General features: G+C 72.0%; 22 protein-coding genes and 1 riboswitch. Of the genes, 18 read left to right on the top strand and 4 right to left on the bottom strand.

Annotation, left to right across the window (positions count from 1 at the left end):
* The first annotated feature begins 3 nt into the window (after window positions 1-3).
* The 7 genes from ACWD0F_RS08020 (at window position 4) to ACWD0F_RS07990 (ending at window position 5646) form a co-directional block, all read left to right on the top strand.
* Window positions 4-813, top strand: a complete 810-nt coding sequence (locus ACWD0F_RS08020) for an oxygenase MpaB family protein (RefSeq protein ID WP_449873191.1) — start codon at window positions 4-6, stop codon at window positions 811-813.
* 77 nt (window positions 814-890) lie between these two features.
* Window positions 891-1021: riboswitch (FMN riboswitch) on the top strand.
* A gap of 110 nt (window positions 1022-1131) precedes the next feature.
* Window positions 1132-2247, top strand: a complete 1116-nt coding sequence (gene ribD, locus ACWD0F_RS08015) for a bifunctional diaminohydroxyphosphoribosylaminopyrimidine deaminase/5-amino-6-(5-phosphoribosylamino)uracil reductase RibD (RefSeq protein ID WP_449873190.1) — start codon at window positions 1132-1134, stop codon at window positions 2245-2247.
* Window positions 2247-2837, top strand: a complete 591-nt coding sequence (locus tag ACWD0F_RS08010) for a riboflavin synthase (RefSeq protein WP_449873189.1) — start codon at window positions 2247-2249, stop codon at window positions 2835-2837. Before ribD ends, ACWD0F_RS08010 begins: the two co-directional genes overlap by 1 nt.
* Window positions 2834-3496: a nicotinamide mononucleotide transporter family protein gene (locus tag ACWD0F_RS08005; protein ID WP_449873188.1), complete on the top strand. Its 663-nt coding sequence runs from the start codon at window positions 2834-2836 to the stop codon at window positions 3494-3496. Before ACWD0F_RS08010 ends, ACWD0F_RS08005 begins: the two co-directional genes overlap by 4 nt.
* Window positions 3493-4710, top strand: coding sequence for a bifunctional 3,4-dihydroxy-2-butanone-4-phosphate synthase/GTP cyclohydrolase II (locus ACWD0F_RS08000; protein WP_449873187.1), 1218 nt, complete (start codon window positions 3493-3495; stop codon window positions 4708-4710). Before ACWD0F_RS08005 ends, ACWD0F_RS08000 begins: the two co-directional genes overlap by 4 nt.
* Window positions 4707-5174, top strand: coding sequence for a 6,7-dimethyl-8-ribityllumazine synthase (gene ribH / locus ACWD0F_RS07995; protein ID WP_449873186.1), 468 nt, complete (start codon window positions 4707-4709; stop codon window positions 5172-5174). Before ACWD0F_RS08000 ends, ribH begins: the two co-directional genes overlap by 4 nt.
* Before the next feature lie 19 nt (window positions 5175-5193).
* Window positions 5194-5646: a PH domain-containing protein gene (locus ACWD0F_RS07990; RefSeq protein ID WP_449873185.1), complete on the top strand. Its 453-nt coding sequence runs from the start codon at window positions 5194-5196 to the stop codon at window positions 5644-5646.
* Window positions 5647-5774: 128 nt separating this feature from the next.
* On the opposite strand, the gene ACWD0F_RS07985 is transcribed toward ACWD0F_RS07990, so the two are convergent.
* Together ACWD0F_RS07985 and ACWD0F_RS07980 are read right to left on the bottom strand one after the other, a co-directional pair.
* Window positions 5775-6419 (bottom strand): response regulator, encoded by a 645-nt coding sequence (locus ACWD0F_RS07985; RefSeq protein WP_449873184.1) that lies wholly within the window; start codon window positions 6417-6419, stop codon window positions 5775-5777.
* The gene (locus tag ACWD0F_RS07980) at window positions 6416-7543 is read right to left on the bottom strand and encodes a sensor histidine kinase (protein WP_449873183.1); all 1128 of its coding nucleotides are present in this window, start codon (window positions 7541-7543) and stop codon (window positions 6416-6418) included. The genes ACWD0F_RS07985 and ACWD0F_RS07980 overlap by 4 nt, the downstream gene beginning before the upstream one ends.
* A 112-nt stretch (window positions 7544-7655) precedes the next feature.
* Between ACWD0F_RS07980 and lgt the strand changes: the two genes are divergently transcribed.
* The gene (gene lgt / locus ACWD0F_RS07975) at window positions 7656-8447 is read left to right on the top strand and encodes a prolipoprotein diacylglyceryl transferase (protein WP_449873182.1); all 792 of its coding nucleotides are present in this window, start codon (window positions 7656-7658) and stop codon (window positions 8445-8447) included.
* A gap of 10 nt (window positions 8448-8457) precedes the next feature.
* Here the strand turns inward: lgt and ACWD0F_RS07970 are convergent, their stop codons facing one another.
* Window positions 8458-8703, bottom strand: a complete 246-nt coding sequence (locus ACWD0F_RS07970) for a hypothetical protein (RefSeq protein ID WP_449873181.1) — start codon at window positions 8701-8703, stop codon at window positions 8458-8460.
* Between the two features lie 118 nt (window positions 8704-8821).
* Here ACWD0F_RS07970 and ACWD0F_RS07965 point away from each other — a divergent pair, with 118 nt between their 5' ends.
* Genes ACWD0F_RS07965 through ACWD0F_RS07950 form a run of 4 tightly spaced genes read left to right on the top strand, consistent with a single transcriptional unit; the run spans window position 8822 to window position 12404 of the window.
* Complete coding sequence (locus ACWD0F_RS07965; protein ID WP_449873180.1) at window positions 8822-9688, top strand: AAA family ATPase; 867 nt, start codon at window positions 8822-8824, stop codon at window positions 9686-9688.
* Window positions 9681-10757 (top strand): vWA domain-containing protein, encoded by a 1077-nt coding sequence (locus tag ACWD0F_RS07960; protein ID WP_449873179.1) that lies wholly within the window; start codon window positions 9681-9683, stop codon window positions 10755-10757. The genes ACWD0F_RS07965 and ACWD0F_RS07960 overlap by 8 nt, the downstream gene beginning before the upstream one ends.
* The gene (locus tag ACWD0F_RS07955) at window positions 10750-11841 is read left to right on the top strand and encodes an XdhC family protein (protein ID WP_449873178.1); all 1092 of its coding nucleotides are present in this window, start codon (window positions 10750-10752) and stop codon (window positions 11839-11841) included. The genes ACWD0F_RS07960 and ACWD0F_RS07955 overlap by 8 nt, the downstream gene beginning before the upstream one ends.
* The gene (locus tag ACWD0F_RS07950; protein WP_449873177.1) at window positions 11838-12404 is read left to right on the top strand and encodes a nucleotidyltransferase family protein; all 567 of its coding nucleotides are present in this window, start codon (window positions 11838-11840) and stop codon (window positions 12402-12404) included. Before ACWD0F_RS07955 ends, ACWD0F_RS07950 begins: the two co-directional genes overlap by 4 nt.
* On the opposite strand, the gene ACWD0F_RS07945 is transcribed toward ACWD0F_RS07950, so the two are convergent.
* Entirely contained in the window at window positions 12390-13277 is an 888-nt protein-coding gene (locus ACWD0F_RS07945) for an endonuclease/exonuclease/phosphatase family protein (RefSeq protein ID WP_449873176.1), read from the bottom strand. The genes ACWD0F_RS07950 and ACWD0F_RS07945 overlap by 15 nt on opposite strands.
* A gap of 93 nt (window positions 13278-13370) precedes the next feature.
* Between ACWD0F_RS07945 and ACWD0F_RS07940 the strand changes: the two genes are divergently transcribed.
* From ACWD0F_RS07940 to ACWD0F_RS07915, 6 genes are all read left to right on the top strand, one after another.
* Complete coding sequence (locus ACWD0F_RS07940) at window positions 13371-14411, top strand: LLM class F420-dependent oxidoreductase (protein ID WP_449873175.1); 1041 nt, start codon at window positions 13371-13373, stop codon at window positions 14409-14411.
* A gap of 216 nt (window positions 14412-14627) precedes the next feature.
* Complete coding sequence (locus tag ACWD0F_RS07935) at window positions 14628-15935, top strand: dicarboxylate/amino acid:cation symporter (protein ID WP_449873174.1); 1308 nt, start codon at window positions 14628-14630, stop codon at window positions 15933-15935.
* Window positions 15936-16134: 199 nt separating this feature from the next.
* Entirely contained in the window at window positions 16135-17640 is a 1506-nt protein-coding gene (locus tag ACWD0F_RS07930) for a serine/threonine-protein kinase (protein WP_449873173.1), read from the top strand.
* Window positions 17641-17867: 227 nt separating this feature from the next.
* A complete protein-coding gene (gene efp, locus ACWD0F_RS07925; protein ID WP_449873172.1) occupies window positions 17868-18428 on the top strand; it encodes an elongation factor P in 561 nt (186 codons plus the stop codon).
* Window position 18429: 1 nt separating this feature from the next.
* Entirely contained in the window at window positions 18430-18840 is a 411-nt protein-coding gene (gene nusB / locus ACWD0F_RS07920; RefSeq protein ID WP_449873171.1) for a transcription antitermination factor NusB, read from the top strand.
* Window positions 18841-19268: 428 nt separating this feature from the next.
* Window positions 19269-19988: a methyltransferase domain-containing protein gene (locus ACWD0F_RS07915; protein ID WP_449873170.1), complete on the top strand. Its 720-nt coding sequence runs from the start codon at window positions 19269-19271 to the stop codon at window positions 19986-19988.
* The last annotated feature ends 45 nt before the right edge of the window (window positions 19989-20033 follow it).

Genomic DNA, 20033 nt, shown 5'->3' with positions numbered 1-20033 from the left:
CTTATGAGCGACCATGGGATCTTCGGCCCCCGCTCGGTGACGTGGCGGGTGATGGGGGAGCCGATCCTGCTCGTCGGCGGCATCCGGGCGCTGCTGATGCAGGGGCTGCACCCGAGGGCGATGCGCGGCGTGCTGCAGAATTCCGCGCTCATGGATCCGCACGAAGCCTGGTCGCGTTTCGTGCGCACCACGGAGTTCGTCCGGGTGCGCACCTACGGCACCCGCGCCGAGGTCGAGCGGGCCGGCCGCCGCATCCGCAAGATCCACGCCACGCTGAGCGCGCATGATCCCGACACCGGCGCCACCTTCCGCCTCGACGACCCCGCCGCGCTGCGCTGGGTCCACGTCGGCGAGGTCGACTCCTACCTGTCGGTCGCCCGCCGCGCCGGCGTGCGGCTGAGCGACGACGAGGCCGACACGTTCGTGGCGGAGTGGCGGCAGGCCGCCGAGGTGGTGGGGCTCAAGGCGGCCGACGTGCCGGGCTCGGTGGCCGGGCTGCGCGCCTACATCGACGCCGAACGTCCCGGGCTGCGCTTCGTCCCCGAGGCCTCCCACCCGCTGCGCCTGTCGCTCAACGCGCCGCTGCCGCGCCTGCTGACCCCGCTCAAGCCCGCGATGCCCGCGCTGACCCTGCTCGCGTTCGCCACGCTGCCGCGCTGGGCACGGCGGCTCTACGGGCTGCCCGCCACGCCGGTGGGCGACCTGTGGGCGACCGCGACGCTGCGCGCCCTGCACACCGGGATCGGCCTGGTGCCGGCCCAGGTGCGCTACGCCCCGGCCGCCCGGCGGGCGCGCGAGATCATGGCCGCCTGAAGCGAGCGCTTGGTCAAATAACGAGGGGCGGTCGCGCTTCTCGTTCCGGGCATGGCAAACTGGTAGCAGAAGAGAGCTAGCGTGCTCCGGGGTCGGTGAAAGTCCGAACCGGCGGTGATAGTCCGCGACCCGGCCGATGCCATCGGCCGGTTGACTCGGTGAAATTCCGGGACCGACGGTTAAAGTCCGGATGGGAGGAAGCGCGCGAGGTGTCCGGTGTTCCAGCCGGGCGCCTTCTGTGGTGCATAGGCATGCATCGCTGACAAGTCCCCCGGGGCCCGCCATGGCTAGAAGCTACTGGCGAGTAGGAGACCCGGGGTGGACATTCCCGCGCAGGACGCCGCGCACATGGCGCGCGCCGTCGAGCTGGCCGGGCGCGGACACGGCACCACCAGCCCCAACCCCGTCGTGGGCTGCGTCGTGCTCGACGCCGGCGGCCGCGTCGCCGGCGAGGGCTTCCACGCGTACGCGGGCGGGCCGCACGCCGAGGTCGCCGCGCTGGCGCAGGCAGGGGAGCGCGCCCGGGGCGGCACCGCGTACGTGACGCTCGAACCCTGCGACCACACCGGCCGGACGGGGCCGTGCAGCCAGGCGTTGCTGGCGGCGGGGATCGCGCGGGTGGTGATCGCGGTGCCCGACCCCAACCCGCAGGCGGCCGGCGGGGCCGCGCGGCTGAGGGCCGCCGGGGTGGCCGTGACGTCCGGGGTGCTGGCGGCGGAGGCCGCGCGGGGCAACGAGGAGTGGCTCACGTACGTGCGGCTGGGGCGCTCCCACGTGACCTGGAAGTTCGCCGCCACGCTGGACGGCAGGTCGGCGGCCGAGGACGGCACCAGTCAGTGGATCACCTCGGCGGCGGCCAGGGCGGACGTGCACCGGCTGCGGGCCGCCGCCGGCGCGATCGTCGCGGGCGTCGGCACCGTGCTCGCCGACGACCCGAGCCTCACGGCCCGCCCTTCTCAGGGCGATGCTCGTGCGGGGGTCGTGGCGCGGATCCCGCTGCGGGTGGTGATCGACACCGAGGCCCGCACGCCGCAGTCCGCCCGCGTGCTCGACGACGCCGCGCCCACGCTCGTGGCCATCGCCGACGACGTGGAGACCGGCCTCAAGGCCGACCTCCTGCGCCTGCCCCGCCACGGGCCCGGCCTCGACCTCCATGCCCTGCTGCGCGAGCTGGCCGCGCGTGAGGTGGTCGGCGTGTTCCTGGAGGGCGGCCCCACGCTCGCCGGCTCGTTCGTGCGCCAGGGCCTGGCCGACCGCGTGATCGCCTACCTCGCCCCGGCGCTGCTCGGCTCGGGGCCGGCCGCGCTCGGCGCGGCCGGGGTGCGGACGATCGGCGAGATCCACCGGCTCACCTTCGACGACATTGCCCTCATCGGGCCGGATGTTCGACTGATCGCCCGGCCCACCAACCCCCACCCAGGCAGGGAGAAGTGATGTTCACCGGAATCATTGAGGAAAAAGGCGAAGTGGTGGCCATCGAACAGGCGGGCGGCGGAGCCCTGCTGTCGGTGCGCGGCCCGATCGTGACCTCCGACGCCAAGCACGGCGACTCGATCGCGGTCAACGGCGTGTGCCTGACGGTCGTGCGGGTCGATGACGAGGTGTTCACCGTGGACGTGATCAGGGAGTCGCTCGACCGCAGCTCCCTGGGCGGGCTCTCCGTGGGCTCCCCGGTCAACCTTGAGCGGGCCGTACGCGCCGACCAGCGTCTCGGCGGCCACATCGTGCAGGGCCACGTGGACGGCACGGCCGTCCTGCGCTCGCGGGAGCCCGGCGAGAACTGGGACGACCTGCGGTTCTCGCTGACCGGCGCGCTCAGCCCGTACGTCGCGGAGAAGGGCTCGATCGCGATCGACGGAATCAGTTTGACGGTCACGACGGTTGATGACGAAAGCTTCGGCGTGAGTCTCATCCCGACCACGTTGAAGCTGACCACCATGGGCGACCGCCAGGTGGGCGACGTGGTGAACATCGAGGTTGACGTGATCGCGAAGTATGTGGAAAGGCTGGTGGCCAGAAAGTGAACTGGGCCGACGCCGGATTCGAAGTATTCGGCACGCACGTGCTCTGGACGGACCTGGTCGGCAACATCGCCGCCCTGGCCACGGTCCTGCTCGCCATGCGCAAGTCGATGTGGACGTGGCCGGTGCAGTTCACCGGGGCGGTGCTGCTGTTCATCGCCTCCGTCAACGCGCACATCACCGGCAACGCGCTCAAGCAGGTGCTGTTCGCGGGTCTGGCCGTCTACGGCTGGTGGGCGTGGCGGCGCGGCACCCAGGACGGCCGGCAACTGACCGTCCGCCCGGCCGATTGGTGGGAGCGGAGCGTGATGATCGGCGTCATGCTGGTCGGCACCGTCATGGTCGGGTTGTTGTTCTGGGTCACCGGACTGTCGTGGGGCGCTGAGGTGCCGCTGCCCAAGGGCGCGTTCCTGGTGGCCGCCGACGCCTACATCTTCGTCGGCAGCGCGTTGGCGACCTGGGCCCAGGGCCGGGCGCTGGTGGACTTCTGGATCGTCTGGGTGGCCGTGGACCTGGTCGGGGTGCCGCTGGCGTTCAGCTCGGGCCTGGTCGTCTCCGGGACCGTCTACGGGATCTTCTTCGTGCTGGTCATGGTCGGCTTCGCGAAGTGGCTGAAGGAATACCGGGCATCATCCGGCCTCGACGTGGCGGTGGCGCAATGAGTGAGATCACACTCGACCCGATCGAGCGGGCGATCGAGGACATCCGCGACGGCAAGCCCGTCGTGGTCGTCGACGACGAGAACCGCGAGAACGAGGGCGACCTCATCTTCGCCGCCGCCAAGGCCACGCCCGACCTGTGCACGTTCACGATCAGGCACACCAGCGGGATGATCTGCGTGGCCATGGAGGGCAAGGAGCTCGACAGGCTAGGGCTGCCGCTCATGGTCTTCCACAACAAGGAGCGCATGCGCACGGCGTACACGATCACCGTGGACGCCCGCGACGGCGTCACCACGGGCATCTCGGCGGCCGACCGGTCCAGGACCATCCGCACGCTCGCCGACTCGGCCACCGAGCCCAACGAGCTGGTGCGGCCCGGGCACGTCTTCCCGCTGCGCTACCACGAGGGCGGCGTGCTGGCCAGGCGCGGTCACACCGAGGCGGCCGTCGACCTGGCCAGGCTCGCCGGGCTGTCGGCGGCCGGCGCGCTGGCCGAGGTCGTCAACGACGACGGCAGCATGGCCAGGCTGCCGGAGTTGCGGCGTTTCGCCGACGAGCACGACCTGGCCCTGATCTCCATCGAGCAGCTCGTCGACTACCGCCGCCGGGCCGAGAGCATGGTCACCAGGGTCGCCGAGACGCGGCTGCCCAACGCGTACGGCATGTGGCGGGCCTACGGCTACGCCAGCGCGCTGGACGGCGGCGAGCACGTCGCGCTCGTCTACGGCGACCTGACCGACGGCGAGAACATCCTGGTCAGGGCCCATTCCGAGTGCCTGACCGGCGACGTGTTCGGCTCGCTGCGCTGCGACTGCGGCGTGCAGCTCGACCACGCGATGTCGGTCATCGCGCAGGAGGGCCGGGGCGTGGTCGTCTACCTGCGGGGACACGAGGGCCGGGGCATCGGGCTGCTGGCCAAGCTCAGGGCGTACAGCCTGCAGGACAACGGCAGCGACACCGTCGACGCGAACGTGGAGCTCGGGCTGCCGGTGGACGCGCGGGAGTTCTCCAACGCCGGGCAGATCCTCGCCGACCTGGGCGTGAAGTCGGTGCGGCTGCTCACCAACAACCCGGCCAAGCTCAAGGGCATGGACGGCTACGGCATCAAGGTCCTCGGCCGCGAGCCCATGCCCGTGGTCATGAACCCCCACAACGAGCGTTACCTGACGGCCAAGCGCGACCGCCTCGGCCATGACATCTCGGAGGCTTCATGAGCGGGGAAGGACGGCCAGGCGTCTCGGCGCCGGACGCGTCGGGGCTGAGGGTCGGGGTGGTGGCGGCGAGCTGGCACGCCAAGATCACCGACCAGCTGGTGTCACGGGCCGTGCAGGCGTGCGACGACAGCGGCGCCACGGTGACGGTGGTCCGCGTGCCGGGCTCGCTGGAGATCCCGGTGATCGCCCAGGCGCTGGCCCGCCGCTGCGACGCGGTGGTGGCCCTGGGCGCGGTCATCAAGGGGGAGACCGCCCACTTCGACTATGTCTGCGACTCGGTGACCGCGGGCCTGACGCGGATCGCGCTGGATGAGGAGACGCCGGTCGGCAACGGCGTCCTCACCTGCGAGACCCTCGACCAGGCCCTCGACCGGTCCGGGCTGCCGGGCAGCAAGGAGGACAAGGGGTATGAGTCGACCATCGCCGCACTGGAGACCGCCCTCCTCCTGCGGGACCTCGACTGACCTGCGGTAGGTTTCCTTCGTGCCCGAGCCCCTGCCCGCTCCGTCCCTGCCCGTCACCTGGCGCCCGCGCCGGGGGAGGGTCGTCGCCTACGGCTTCGCCGTCCTGATCGTGGCGGGGGCGGTGGTCATGGCGATCTTCATCGCCGAGCCGTTCAAGCTGCCCGATCGGGTGGCGATCGTGGCGTTCGGCTGCGCGGTGGCGTTCGTGCTGCATCTGCTGGGGCGGGTGCGGGTGGAGGCCGACGACCAGGGCCTCACGATCGTCAACGCGCTCCGCACCCACCGCTACAGCTGGCCGGAGGCGCTCGACGTCACGCTGCTGGTCGGGGACCCGTGGCCGAAGATCGACTTTTCGGACGGGCGGACCATCGGAGCGATGGGGATCCAGGGATCGGAGAAACCCCGCGCCCGCCGGGCCACGGCCGAGCTCACGGCCCTGATCCGGGAGCGCGGGGAGGCCCGCGAGGCCTGAGGGCATGGGGAGGCCCGCGAGGCCTGAGGGCGCGGAAAGGCCCGCGAGGCCCGAGGGCGCGGGGAGACGCGCGAGGCCGGACAGCCGGTTTCCGGACCTGGCGTGACCTGCCTGAAGGGCTCGGCCCGTCAGCCGCCGAGTCGGATGATCCCGCGCGTGGCCGCCACGGTCACGGCGGCGGTGCGGTCGTCGACGTCGAGCTTGGCGAAGATGTGCAGCAGGTGGGTCTTGACCGTGGCCTCGCTGATGCACAGGTGGGCGGCGATGGACTTGTTGCTCATCCCCTGGGCGACCGCGCCCAGAACCTCGATCTCCCGGCCGCTGAGGGCGCCGCGCGGGTCGGCGCGCGCCCACGACAACACCCGGGTCGCGATCGCCGGCGACAGGGCGCTCTCCCCTCGGGCCGCCGCCCTGACGGCGTCGAACAGCTGCTCACGGCGGCTGTCCTTGAGCAGGTAGCCGATCGCTCCGGCGTCGATGGCACGGGAGATGTCGCTGTCGGTGTCATAGGTGGTCAGGACGATCACCCTGGCGGCGGGGTCGTGCTCGCGGATCCGGCTGATCGCCGTCGCGCCGTCGAGCTCGGGCATCTGCAGGTCCATCAGCGTGACATCCGGCCGCAGGTCGCGCGCCAGCCGTACCGCGTCCGAGCCTGAGACCGCCTCGCCGACCACCTCCAGGTCGTCCTGGGTGCCGAGCATCGCCCGGATGCCGTCACGGACCACCGGGTGGTCGTCGGCGATCAGGACCCGGATCGAGACCCGCGCGGTCATCGCGCCTCCGCCGGGAGGCTGGCCACGACCGTGGTGCCCTCCCCGGACGCGCTCTCCACGAGGAGCGTGCCGCCGAGCTGCTCCATCCGCTCCAGCATGATCAGCAGGCCGTGGCCGGCGGCGGCCCGCCCGGGGTCGAAGCCGTCGCCGTCGTCGTGGACGTCCAGCACGATCACATCCTCCATGTACGACAAGGTCAGGGTGACCTGCTCGGCATGGGCGTGGCGGCGGGCGTTGGCGACCGCCTCCTGCGCCACCCGCAGCAGTTCCCCCTGGACGCGCGCGTCCAGGGGCCACGACGCCCCGGTGATCACGGTGTGCGCGTCGATGCCGGTCTCGTCGGACAGCCGGCCCGACAACCGCCGCAGCGCCTCCGGCAGGCCGCCGTCGTCGAGCTCGCCGGGCCGCAGCGCCCGCACCACCCGGCGGCTTTCCGCGAGGTTCTCCCTGGCCGCCCGTAACGCCTGGGTCAGGTGCCGGTCGTCCGGCAACCCCTCCTGCGCCGCCTCCAGCAGCATCACCACGCTGGCGAACCCCTGGGTCAGGCTGTCGTGGATGTCACGGGCCAGCCGCTGCCGCTCGGCGGCCACGCCCGCCTGCCGTTCGGCCGCCGCCCGCGCCTCCTGGGCGGCCTGCAACTGGTCGATCAGCTCCTTGCGCTCGGCGCTCTGCCGGGCCACCGAAGAGAAGTATCCGACCGAGGTGGCCGCGCTGATCGCGATCAGCGCGGTGATGACGATCTCGGTCCAGGTGATCGGCCCGCCCTCGTGGTAGCTGTGCCACAACCAGCCCCCGGCGCACGACAACACCGCGACCAGCCCGACGCGCACGGCGTCCACGCAGTACGGCACGAGCACGCTCAGGCAGACCACCAGGAAGGACGAGTCGATCGCGAACAGCCCCAGCCAGAGCAGCCCGCCGCCCACCACGTAGGGCAGGGGCACCTCGCTCACGGGAGGCGTGCGCAGCACGAACCACACCGCGTACCAGGCGGCCAGCCCGGTCACGAGCACCACCGGCAGGACCTGACCGACCTCCATCAGCGGCCCGGCCGAGGTCAGCACGAGCCACGAGGCGAAGAAGGCGTGCTGCCACCGGCGGCGGGACCGCTCCCAGGACTCCACGGCACCTACGGTAATCAGTCACCCGCAGGTCCGGCATCAACCGGTCGGCTGACCCGGCGATCGGTGTCCCGCTCGATGCGCGCGCGGCCGCGCCGGAGCCAGACTCGGCGGTGTGACCATCCCCAGCCCGTCCCAAGCCGTCTGGCACCTCGGCCCGCTGCCCGTCCGCGCCTACTCCCTGCTCATGGTGCTCGCCATCGTCGTCGGCGCCTGGGTCACCCAGCGCCGCTGGACCGCCCGCGGCGGCGAGCGTGGCACGGTCGGGGACATCGCGACCTGGGCCGTGCCGTTCGGCCTGGCCGGCGCGCGGATCTACCACGTGGCCACCGACTGGCAGCAGTACTTCGGCCCCGGCAAGGACCCCCTGCGCGTCTTCGCGATCTGGGAGGGCGGGATCAGCATCTGGGGCGCCGTCGCCGGCGGCGCGCTGGGCGCGTGGCTGGCCTGCCGCCGGCGCGGCATCCCGCTGCGCGACTTCGCCGACGCCGTCGCGCCCGGGATCGCCTTCGGGCAGGCGATCGCCCGCTGGGGCAACTGGTTCAACCAGGAGTTGTACGGCAGGCCGGCCACCCTGCCCTGGGCGCTGGAGATCGACCCCGCCCACCGGCCGCCGGGCCTGGAAGACACGGCCACCTACCACCCGGCCTTCCTCTACGAGTCGTTGTGGAACCTGGGTGTGGCCGGGCTCGTCCTCTGGGCCGAGCGGCGCTTCCGGCTGGACCGCGGCCGGGTGTTCGCGCTGTACGGCGCGGCCTACACCGCCGGTCGCGCCTGGATCGAGTGGCTGCGCGTGGATCCCGCCCCCGTCCTTGCCGGGCTGCGCTTCAACGTCTGGACCGCGCTGCTGGTCTTCGGGGCGGCGGTCGCCTACCTGGCCGCCACCCGCCGCCCGCGGGTCTCTTGAGCGACGGCTCTCAGCCGGTCGCGGCGAAGAAGCCGTCCAGCGTGTCGGCGGTGACCGCCTGGATCATCCACCTCTGGAGCGTTCCAAGGTCGTGGCAGGAGGAGATGGTCTCCAGCCGCTCCTCGTCCGTCAGCAGGAAGCGGGACAGCAGCGCGGCGTAGATCGCCCGCTGGGCGGCGGTGACCTTGGTGCGCTCGATGATCCCGGGGGTGAGCGGGAACTCCTCGATGAACTCCCGCATCGAGATGTGCGGCATGGTCGCCCCTTCGTTCGGTGGCCGGTAGCCTACTGTGCGCGATCGGTTGCGGTGGGGAATATCGTCGAACCGGCTCTCGACGTAGCCTGAGGGCGTGCTACGGCGGACAATCAAGTCAATGGACATCGAGTCGCCCGACCAGCTCATCGAGCTGCTCGACCGGCAGGCCTACCTGGCCGACGAAGGGCTGGCCACGGCCGCCTTCCTGGCGCTGCGGATGGGGCGGCCGCTGTTCCTGGAGGGAGAGGCGGGCGTCGGGAAGACCGAGCTGGCCAAGACCCTCGCGGCCCTGCTCAAGGCGCCGCTCATCAGGCTCCAGTGCTACGAGGGGCTCGACGCGGCCCAGGCCCTGTACGACTGGGACTTCGCCCGCCAGCTCCTCCACCTCAAGGCCGCCGAGGCCGCCGGGGTCACGGACGTGAGCAGGCTCGAAGGGGAGATCTACGACCGGCGGTTCCTGATCGCCAGGCCGCTGCTGAAGGCCATCGAGACCCAGCCCAGCGTGCTGCTGGTGGACGAGATCGACCGGGCCGACGACGAGTTCGAGGCGTTCCTGCTGGAGGTGCTCTCCGACTTCACCATCTCGATCCCGGAGCTGGGCACGATCAAGGCCGTGACGCCGCCGGTGGTCGTGGTGACCTCCAACCGCACGCGGGAGGTGCACGACGCGCTCAAGCGGCGCTGCCTCTACCACTGGCTGGAGCACCCCGGCTTCGACCGCGAGGTCGCCATCCTGCTGCGGCGCCTGCCCGCCTGCACCGAGACGCTGGCCATGCAGGTGGCGCGGGCGGCCGAGCGGCTGCGGCAGGCCGACCTGGTCAAGCCGCCCGGCGTCGCCGAGACGCTCGACTGGACCGAGGCGCTGCTGACGCTGGGCGCCAAGGAGCTCGATCCGGGCCGGGCCGCGGCCACGCTGGGGGCGGCGCTGAAATACCGCGAGGATCTCGCCCATGTGCTGGGCAACGGGCTGCTGACCCATGGATGAGCTGGTCGCCACCATGACCGGGTTCGCCTGGACGCTGCGGGCGGCCGGGGTGGGCGCCGACCACGAGCGGACGCGGAGCCTGCTGCGGGCGCTCGGCCATCTCGACGTCACCGACCCGGCCGCGGTCTACTGGGCCGGGCGGTTCACGCTCTGCGCCACCCCCGACGACCTGCCCCGGTACGACCGCTGCTTCGCGGCCTACTTCGGCGGCCGGAAGGCGAGCCTCGCCCGTACCGGCGCCACGACCGTCACCCGGCACCTGGCCGCGCGGAACGGGGCCCAGGAGGAAGAGGGCGGCGACGGGACGGCCGCGCCCGCGACGGCCAGCAGGGCCGAGATCCTGCGTCACCGCGACGTCGCCCGGCTGACCGAGGCCGAGCGGGACGAGGTGCACCGGATGCTGGCCATGTTGCGGACCGGCCGGGCGCGGCGCCGCTCACGCCGGTTCGAGAGCAGCCACCGGGGGCTGCTCGACCGGCGCCGCACCATCCGCGAGGCGCTCAGGAAGGGCGACATCGCCCGGCTGCGGCACCGCAGGCACACCACCCGGCCGCGCGTGGTCGTGCTGTTCGTGGACGTCAGCGGCTCGATGGCGCCCTACGCCGAGACGCTGCTGCGCTTCGCGCACGCCCTGGTCAGGAGCGAGCCCAGGGCCACCAGGGTGTTCTCGGTCGGCACCCGGCTCACCCCGATCACCGCCGAGTTGCGGCACCGCGATCCGGGCACCGCGCTGAACGAGGTCTCCAAGGCCATCCCCGACTGGAGCGGCGGGACCAGGCTGGGTGAGGAACTGCGGCAGTTCCTCACCCGTTACAGCGCGAGAGGCACGGTGGCGGTGATCGCCTCGGACGGGTGGGAACGCGGCGACCCGGAGCTGCTGGGCACGCAGATGGCCAGGCTCGCCCGGCAGGCCCACCGGGTGATCTGGGTCAACCCGCACAAGGGGTATGAGGACTACCAGCCGCTCACGGGAGGCATGCGGGCCGCCCTGCCCTACCTCGACGACCTGGTGGCCGGGCACAGCCTCGCCGCCTACGAGCAACTCAGCGAAAGGCTCGCTCATGCGTGACGTGCTGCCGGAGATCATGCGGTGGTGGAGCTCGGGGCTCAGATTCGGGCTGGCGACGGTGGTGAGCACGTTCAGCAGCGCGCCCAGGCCGCCGGGCGCGGCGATGGCGGTGCGCGGCGACGAGGTGGTCGGCAGCGTGTCCGGCGGCTGCGTGGAGGGGGCGGTGTTCGAGCTGGCCGCCGAGATCGACGCGCCCCTCCTGCAGCGGTACGGCGTCACCGACGACGACGCGTTCTCCGTCGGCCTCACCTGCGGCGGCATCATCGACGTCCTCGTCGAGCCCATCTCGATCGAGACCTTTCCCGAGCTGGGGGAGGTGGCGGCCTCGGTGGGCGCGCACGAGCCGGTCGCCGTGGCGACCATCGTCTCGGGCCCCGGCCGGGTCGGCGCCCGCAAGATCATCTGGCCGGACCGCTCGACCGGCAGCCTCGGCCCCGGCCGCCTGGACGAGGCCGTGGACGACGACGCCCGCGGCATGCTCGCCCAGGGCCTGACCGGGATCCGCCACTACGGCGGTGAGGGGGAGCGGCGGCTGGACGACCTGGCGGTGTTCGTGCACTCGTTCGCGCCGCCGCCGCGCATGCTCGTCTTCGGCGCGATCGACTTCGCCGCCGCGGTGGCCCGGGTCGGCAAGTTCCTCGGCTATCACGTCACGGTCTGCGACGCCCGCCCGATCTTCGCCACCTCCAAGCGGTTCCCGGACGCCGACGAGGTGGTGGTCAAGTGGCCTCACGACTATCTCGCCTCCGTGCAGGTCGACGAGCGTACGGTGATCTGTGTGCTCACCCACGACCCCAAGTTCGACGTGCCGCTGCTGGAGGTGGCCCTGCGCACCGAGGCCGGCTACGTGGGCGCGATGGGCTCGCGCCGCACCCACGAGGACCGCCTCGTCCGCCTGCGCGAGTCCGGCGTGACCGACGCCGAGCTGACCAGGCTGCGCTCGCCCATCGGCCTCGACCTGGGCGCGCGCACCCCCGAGGAGACGGCCGTGTCGATCGCCGCCGAGCTGATTCAGCTCCGCTGGGGTGGCTCGGGCCGCCCGCTGTCGGGGACCGAGGGGCGCATCCACCACGAGGCGACATGAGGGCGTCGCGGGTGGCCGGCCTGCTGCTCGCCGCGGGCGGGGGCAGCCGCCTGGGCACCCCCAAGGCGCTGGTCGAGTACGGCGGCGTGCGGCTGGTCGACCACGGCGTGCGGCTGCTGGAGGACGGCGGCTGCCATCCGGTCGTGGTGGTGCTGGGCGCGGCGACGGTGCAGGTGCGCGGAGCCGTGACCGTGCGCAACCCGGACTGGGCCTCCGGCATGGGCTCCTCGCTCAGGGCCGGCCTCGGCGCGCTGCCGGAGACGGCGGAGTCCGTGGTGGTCGCGCTGGCCGACCAGCCGCTGATCCGGCCGGGCGCGGTACGCGCGCTGATCGCGGCGGGCGCCGGGCTGGCGGTGGCCACGTACGGCGGGCGGCGCGCGAACCCCGTGCTGATCGCCCGCCGGCACTTCGCCGGGGTGATCGAGCTGGCCGTGGGCGACGTCGGCGCGCGGGCCTATCTGAAGGCGCGTCCCGAGCTGGTCACCGAGGTGCCGTGCGACGCCTACGGCGATCCGGCCGACATCGACACGCCCGCGGACTTGCGCCTGCTAGAGACGGAGTGAGGCGATGGCGGCGCGGTGGTCGCTGCCGGCCGCCGGCGCCACGCCGGCCTCGGTCGCCGTCATGCCCTTGAACAGGATGTGGTCCGGCCGGGTGATCGGGAACTCCGACGGCCAGGTGAACCCGAACCCGTCGCCCGCGGCGCTCTGCGCGTCCGTCAGCGGCGGCGTCAGACCGCGCATGCCGCGGTCGGTGGTGGCGGTGTTGAGGTCGCCGAGCAGCAGGATGCGCTTGCTGGAGTCGGCGTCGATGAGCGTGCGCGCCCGCGCCAGCGAGGCGTCGCGCGAGGTCGTCTCCCCCGGCCGGGCCGAGGCCAGGTGCATGACGTAGATGGTCACCTTGCCCTTGGGCGTGGTGATCACCGCGCGCAGCGCGCGCGGCCAGCCCAGGCCCACGTCGAGCGGCTCGGTCCTGCTGATCGGATAGCGGCTCCAGAGCCCGACCGTGCTGACCGGATAGTGGTATTTGAACATCTTGTTGAGCTGCTTGGCCGCGGGGCCGCCGCTCGTCAGCTCCTGGGCGGCCAGCACGTCGAGATCCTTGGCGATCACCCGCACGGCCTCGCCGGAGGCGCTGTTGCGCACGCCCACGTTGACCGTGCCGACGGCCAGGTCGCTGGGGCCGCCGGGCGGCGTGCGGAACAGCGTGGAGCCGAACATGAACGCCCACACCAGCCCGGGCACCAGCGCCGCGAGGGCGGCCACCTTGGATCGTGCCAGCGCGGCGACCACCAGCAGCACCGGCACCGACAGGCCCACCCAGGGCAGCAGGCTCTCCATCACGGGAGTGAATCCGCCGAGCGCCGGGATCAACCGGTGCCCCGCGAGGCCCGCGGCCACCACGGCGGACACGATGACGACGACCCGAGTCAGCACCCGAACCAGGCTAGCGGCTCACACCTCGACACGCCGACGCGATAGCCTGGTGCCGTCGAAACGGAACATCATTCGGTTGAGCGGGAGCCCGGCATGCGCATCGGTATGGCACTCAACTATTCGGGCGGCTTCAAGGAGTCGGTGGCCGAGCTGGCCGACTACGAGCGAGCCGGGCTGGACATCGTCTTCGTCGCCGAGGCCTACAGCTTCGACGCGGTCAGCCAGATGGGCTACATCGCGGCCAAGACCGAGCGGCTGGAGATCGCCTCGGGCATCCTGCCGATCTACTCGCGCACGCCGACGCTGCTGGCCATGACGGCCGCGGGCATGGACTACGTCTCCGACGGGCGTTTCACCCTCGGGATCGGCGCCTCGGGGCCGCAGGTGATCGAGGGCTTTCACGGGGTGCCGTACACCGCGCCGCTCGGGCGTACCAGGGAGGTCATCGAGATCTGCCGCAAGGTGTGGCGGCGTGAGCGCCTGCAGCACGACGGCCGGAACTACACGGTGCCGCTCCCGCCCGGCCAGGGCACCGGGCTGGGCAAGCCCCTCAAGCTCATCAACCATCCGGTACGCCCCCGCGTCCCGATCGTGGTCGCCGCCATCGGCCCGAAGAACGTCGAGCTGACCGCCGAGCTGGCCGAGGGCTGGGAGCCGATCTTCTACGTCCCGGAGAAGGCCGCCGAGGTGTGGGGCCCGTCCCTGGCCGCCGGCCGGGCCAAGCGGGACCCGGAGCTCGGGGAGCTCGACGTGATCGCGCAGGCGTCCCTGGCGATCGGCGACGACGTGTCCGGGCTGCTGGAGTTCGGGCGGCCGATGGCCGCCCTCTACATCGGCGGCATGGGCGCCAAGGGCAAGAACTTCTACAACGACCTGGCCAGGCGCTACGGCTACGAGAAGGAGGCCGAGCGGATCCAGGACCTCTACCTCGACGGCAAGAAGCAGGAGGCGGCGGCGCTGGTGCCGGCCGAGCTGCTGGAGAAGATGTCGCTGATCGGCAGCGAGGGGTTCGTCCGCGACCGCGTCCAGGCGCTGAAGGAGTCCGGCGTGAGCACCCTCAACGTGGCGCCGTTCGGCAAGACCCACGAGGACCGGGTGCGGCTGATCGAGAAGATCAAGGAGATCGTGGGGTAGCTCACATTTCCCGCCCGCGGGAAATGCGCCCGATCGCACGGGTGTTGAAAGAGCTTGTGAGGTTCTCCCTGGTGTTCGTGTGGCTCGTAGAGCGGCTGCACGTCGATCTGTGCCGGTTGCACGGATCGCTCTGTCGCTGACCGCTCGTCCGCGTTCATCCAGTCCTCACCCGGCATGCCGCCCTGTGGCGTGCCGTCATCCAGGAGCTTCCTCCTCGTGAAGAGATTCTCTTTCTCCCTGCAGTTGCTGCTCGGGCTCGCGGCCGGCGTCGCGCTGGGCTTCGTCGCCAAGATCTGGGACGTGGCCTGGCTGGCCGAGACGCTCACCCGGGTCGGCCAGATCTTCGTCCAGCTGCTCAAGCTCGCCGTGCCGCCGCTGGTCTTCACGGCCGTGCTGGTCAGCGTGGCCAACCTGCGCAACGTCAACGGCGCGGCCAGGCTCGCGACCAAGACGTTGTTCTGGTTCCTCGTCACGGCGTTCGTCTCGGTGGCGTTCGCGATCGGGCTCGGCCTGATCATCGACCCCGGCCGGGGCGTCACCCTCGACACCGGCGCGGCCAAGGCCGTCGACACCGAGGGCGCCGGCACCTGGCTCGACTTCGTCACCGGCATCGTGCCCTCGAACGTCGTCACCGCCTTCACCGAGGTGAACGTCCTCCAGATCGTCTTCCTGGGAGTCGTCCTCGGCGCGGCGGCGCTGGCGATCGGCGAGAAGGCGGAGCCGTTCCTGAGTCTCAGCCGCTCCGTCCTCGAACTGGTCCAGAAGGCGCTGTGGTGGGTCCTCCGGCTGGCGCCCATCGGCACGGCGGGCCTGATCGGCAAGGCCGTGTCCACCTACGGCTGGGACCTGCTGGCGCCGCTGGCCAAGTTCAGCGCCGCCGTGTACATCGGCTGCCTCATCGTGCTGCTGGCCGTCTACCCGACGCTGCTGGCGGTGTGGGGCAAGGTCAGCCCGGTCCGCTTCTTCCGCAACGCCTGGCCCGCGATCGAGCTGGCCTTCGTCTCGCGCTCCTCGGTCGGCACGCTGCCGCTGACCCAGCGGGTGACGGTCGAGCGCAACGGCGTGGACCGCGACTACGCCTCCTTCGCCGTGCCGTTCGGCGCGACCACCAAGATGGACGGCTGCGCCTCCGTCTACCCGGCGCTGGCCGCGATCTTCGTGGCCCAGGTGTTCGGGGTGGAGCTCGGGGTGGGCGACTACCTGCTGATCGCGTTCGTCTCGGTGGTCGGCTCGGCCGCCACGGCGGGCCTGACCGGCGCGGTCGTCATGCTGACGCTCACGCTCAGCACGCTGGGACTGCCCCTTGAGGGCGTCGGGCTGCTGCTGGCGATCGACCCGATCCTGGACATGATCAGGACCGCGACCAACGTCGCCGGCCAGATGGTGGTCCCGGTGCTGGTGGCCCGGTCCGAGGGGCGGCTGGACGAGGCCGTCTTCAACGCGCCGCCGCAGGAGCTCATGGACGCCCCGGCCCCGGCCCCGAGCCCGGCCCCGAGCCAGGCGCGCGTGCCCGAGCCGGTCTGACGCCCTCCGGGCGGCCCGCGCGGATCGGGCCGCCCATGTCAGCGTGATCGGGCCGTCCGCGTCAGAAGGGGGCGGCACGCCTGCGTCAGCGGGGAAGCGGGACGTGCGCGGAGTGCGGGCTGTGCCGGATGTTGGGGCGGCAGGGGCTGTGGGGCCCTAAGGTTGTCGGAATCCTGATGTTCGAGTATTTGGCGGGGATATGTCCGACACGACGCCGTCCTTGGTCGCCGGCCGGTACCGGCTCGACGAACGTATCGGCGGCGGGCCGATGGGTGAGGTGTGGCGGGGCTACGACACGCGGGCCGACTGGGTCGTGGCCGTGAAGGTGCTCGGCGCCAAGGCGGCCGGGGCCGCCACCCGCGAGGTGCTCAGGCAGCACGCGCAGGCGGTGGCCAGGGTGATCCATCCGAACGTCGCCATGGTCCTGGACGTCGGGGAGCAGGACGGCTCCCCGTTCCTGGTGATGGAGCACCTGACGGGGCTCAGCCTCGGCGAGGAGGCGGCCGCGCGCGGCTCCCTGACCATCGTCGAGGTGTGCGACCTCACCGGGCAGGCGGCGGCCGGGCTCGACGCCGCGCATCGGGCCGGGGTCGTGCACGGCCGGGTGGACCCCGACAGCTTCCGGCTGGCCGGAAGCGGGGTGCTCAAGGTCGTCGGGTTCGGGATGGGCGGTCAGTGGCCCGCGGGTGACGGGCGCTACGCCGCGCCCGAGCGGGCGGCCGGCGCGGAGGCGCCCGGCGATCTGTACGCGCTGGGGTGCGTCTGCTACGAGTTGCTCACCGGGCGCCCGCCCTTCGACGGCGCGCCGGACGGCCCGCCTCCGCCGCCCAGCACGGTACGTTCCGAGGTGCCCGCCGAGCTGGACCGCCTGGTCCTGGCCATGCTCGCCGAGGACCCCGCGCAGCGGCCGGTCAGCGGTGAGGCCATCCGGCGCGCGCTGGCCGCCATCGCCAGGCCGCGCGCCAACCCGGCGGCTCCCCCCATGGCCCCGGGGGCAGCGCCCGTGACCGGCGTCTCCCTGCGGGACGGCGGCCTGCGTCCCGGCCCTGCCGCCCATACGGGCCCCCATCCCGGGGCCCATCCTGGCGGCCGGGCCGGTGACACCGCCGTCTTCCAGGCCGGCGACCTGGAGCCGGAGGTCTCCCCGAACCGCAAGTTGTTCATCCAGCTCGGCGCGGCCATCGCGATCATCGCGGTGGTGACCGTCGGCATGGTGTTGTGGGCGGGCGCGGGCAAGGAGCGGCCGGCGGCGGTGTCCACCCCCGTCCCCACTCCGCTGATCGTGCCCAGCGAGCCGCCCAGCAGTGAGCCGGAGCTCACCGTCGACTCCTCCCCGGGGGTCGTCGCCACCCTCAGGCCCGACACGGGCCTGCCCACCGTCCTGCGCGAGTCGGCCGCGCCGAAGGGCACCCTGCTGGGCGAGGCCATTCCGCCCGGCGGGTGGAGCAGGTGGTTGTCGGCGTTCGACGAGGCGCTGATGCACCAGCAGACCATGGGCGGGATCAACCCGGACGTCGCCGGCAAGGCCAGGGACAAGATCAGGAAGGCCGCCCGGAAGTTCCAGGAGGGGAAGATCGACGCGACGATCGACCAGATCGGCGGCGTCTACCGCGATCTGCGACGGGCGCAGGAGAAGGGCGACATGGAGCGGTCGGGGCCGCTGGCGGAGTTCCTGGGGGACTGGCGGCTTCCGGCGGAAGATTAGGGCGCGCGGCCCGGTCCATCGCCGCGCGCCGTTCCTCGGCCCTTCACGGACCGGTAGACTAAAGGATCGAGTTCCGATCACCGTCGAGCCTGGGACCCACCTCCCCGGCCGGGGAGGGGTTCGCATCGAGGACCCCCTCGTGTCACGTGAGGGCGGGCCGGGACTCTTCACCAAGACCACCAAGGAGCCGCTCGTCCTTTTGAGCGGCCGCACGCGGGAGAGAACGAGTGGCGACGACCAACGACCTCAAGAACGGCATGGTCCTGAAGCTCGACGGCGGTGACCTGTGGGCCGTCGTGGAGTTCCAGCACGTCAAGCCGGGCAAGGGCGGCGCGTTCGTGCGCACCAAGCTCAAGAACGTCCTCTCCGGCAAGGTCGTCGACAAGACGTTCAACGCCGGCGTGAAGGTCGAGGTGGCCAACGTCGACAAGCGCGAGATGCAGTACTCGTACAAGGACGGCGACGACTTCGTCTTCATGGACACCGAGACCTACGACATGGTCAACGTGCCCGGTAACACCGTCGGCACTGCCGCCAACTACATGCTGGAGAACACTCTGGCCACGGTGGCGTTCAACGAGGGCTCCGCGCTCTACATCGACCTGCCCGCCGCCGCCGAGCTGACCATCGCCAGCACCGAGCCGGGCCTGCAGGGCGATCGCTCCACCGGCGGCACCAAGCCCGCCACGCTGGAGACCGGGGCCGAGATCAAGGTCCCGCTGTTCATCACCACCGGCGAGAAGGTCAAGGTCGACACCCGCAGCGGCGAATACCTCGGCCGGGCCTGAGGTGTCGGCACGCGGTAAAGCACGCAGACGGGCGCTCGACATCCTGTTCGAGGCCGAGCTGCGCAGCGAGGATCCGCTGAAGATCCTCGCTGAGCGGGTCGAGCGGCAGGAGCCGCCGGTGAACGAGTACACCTCGACCATCGTCGAGGGCGTCGCCAGGCACCACGCGCGCATCGACGAGCTGATCGCCACCTATGCCGAGGGCTGGACGCTCGACCGCATGCCCGCCGTCGACAGAAACCTGCTGCGCGGGGGCACCTACGAGCTGCTGTGGATCCCCGACGTGCCGGAGGGCGTGGTCATCAGCGAGTGGGTGCATCTGGCCGGCGAGCTCTCGACCGACGAGTCTCCCCAGTTCATCAACGGCCTGCTGGCTCGCTTCAAGCAACTCAAGCCAAGCCTCACCCTTTAGACACCCCTTTTCGGCGGGCCAGGGCCGCGTATTCGGGGTACGTTCCAATCACGCCGGCCTGCACGGCTCGCGAGGCGAGGGACGCGTACCGTCGCGCGGTCGGGCCTCGCATCGCCTCCCGGAGGCTTTCCGAGGCCCCCGAAGGCAGGGCCTGACCGTGTGGCGGGAGCACCCCGCAGCCGGACGGAAAGTGGCGCGTCACCAGCCGCGACGCGCCCTTTTCCCTGTCCGGGCCCGGTTCGCGGCCCCCGGCGACGAAGTGCGCGCCATGGTGCCGGCGCCGCCCAGGCGAGCGGGTGCCGTCAGCGGTGAGCGGGCGACGCCTCGTACGGCGTAGGCTAAGGCGGTCCGAGCGGGGGCGCTCGCGAAGGCGAGACAGAGGAGGCGAGCCGACATTGCGTGCTGAAGGCGTCACGAGGACTCCGGCGGTGCGGACCGCCGTCGTCTGGGACGCGTTGCGGGCCGTGCTGGCCGAGCGGACGGCGGCCACCGGCCGCGAGGCGCTCGACATCGTCGACGCCGGCGGCGGCACCGGCGGGTTCGCCGTGCCGCTGGCCGTGCTGGGCCACAACGTCACCGTCGTCGACCCGAGCCCCGACTCGCTGGCCGCGCTGGAGCGCCGCGCCAAGGAGAAGGGCGTGGGGGTGCGGAGCCTGCAGGGCGACGCCGACGACCTGGGCGAGCTGCTCAGCCGCGACAGCGCCGACCTGGTGCTCTGCCACAGCGTGCTCGAATACGTCGAAGACCCGATCAGCGCGCTGACCGCCGTGGCGGGCCTGCTGCGCAGGGGCGGCGCCGTCAGCGTGCTGGCCGCCAACCCGGTCGCCAGCGCCATGCACCGGGCGCTCGCCGGCCACTTCGACGAGGCCAGGGCCGTGCTCGACGACCCCAGCGGCACGTGGGGCGAGCGCGACCCCACGCCGCGCCGCTTCGCCGCCGCCACGCTCGCCGAGCTGCTGAGCGCGACCGGGTTCGGCGTCGGCGCCATCCACGGTGTGCGGGTCTTCGCCGACCTGGTGCCGAGCAGGCTCGTCGACGGCGAGCCCGGAGCCGCCGAGGCGCTGGTGGCGCTCGAACAGGTCGCCGCCACCCATCCCGTGCTGAGAGACATCGCCACGCAGTTGCACGTCCTCGGGCACTGGAGCTGAGGCGCGGGAGAGGAAGAATCGTGCAGGCCCCCCTCGGTGTAGAAC

It is taken from the genome of Nonomuraea sp. NPDC002799 (assembly GCF_053592075.1).
The sequence above is the reverse complement of the archived record's forward strand: the minus strand, read 5'-3'. Positions and strand labels throughout refer to the sequence as shown.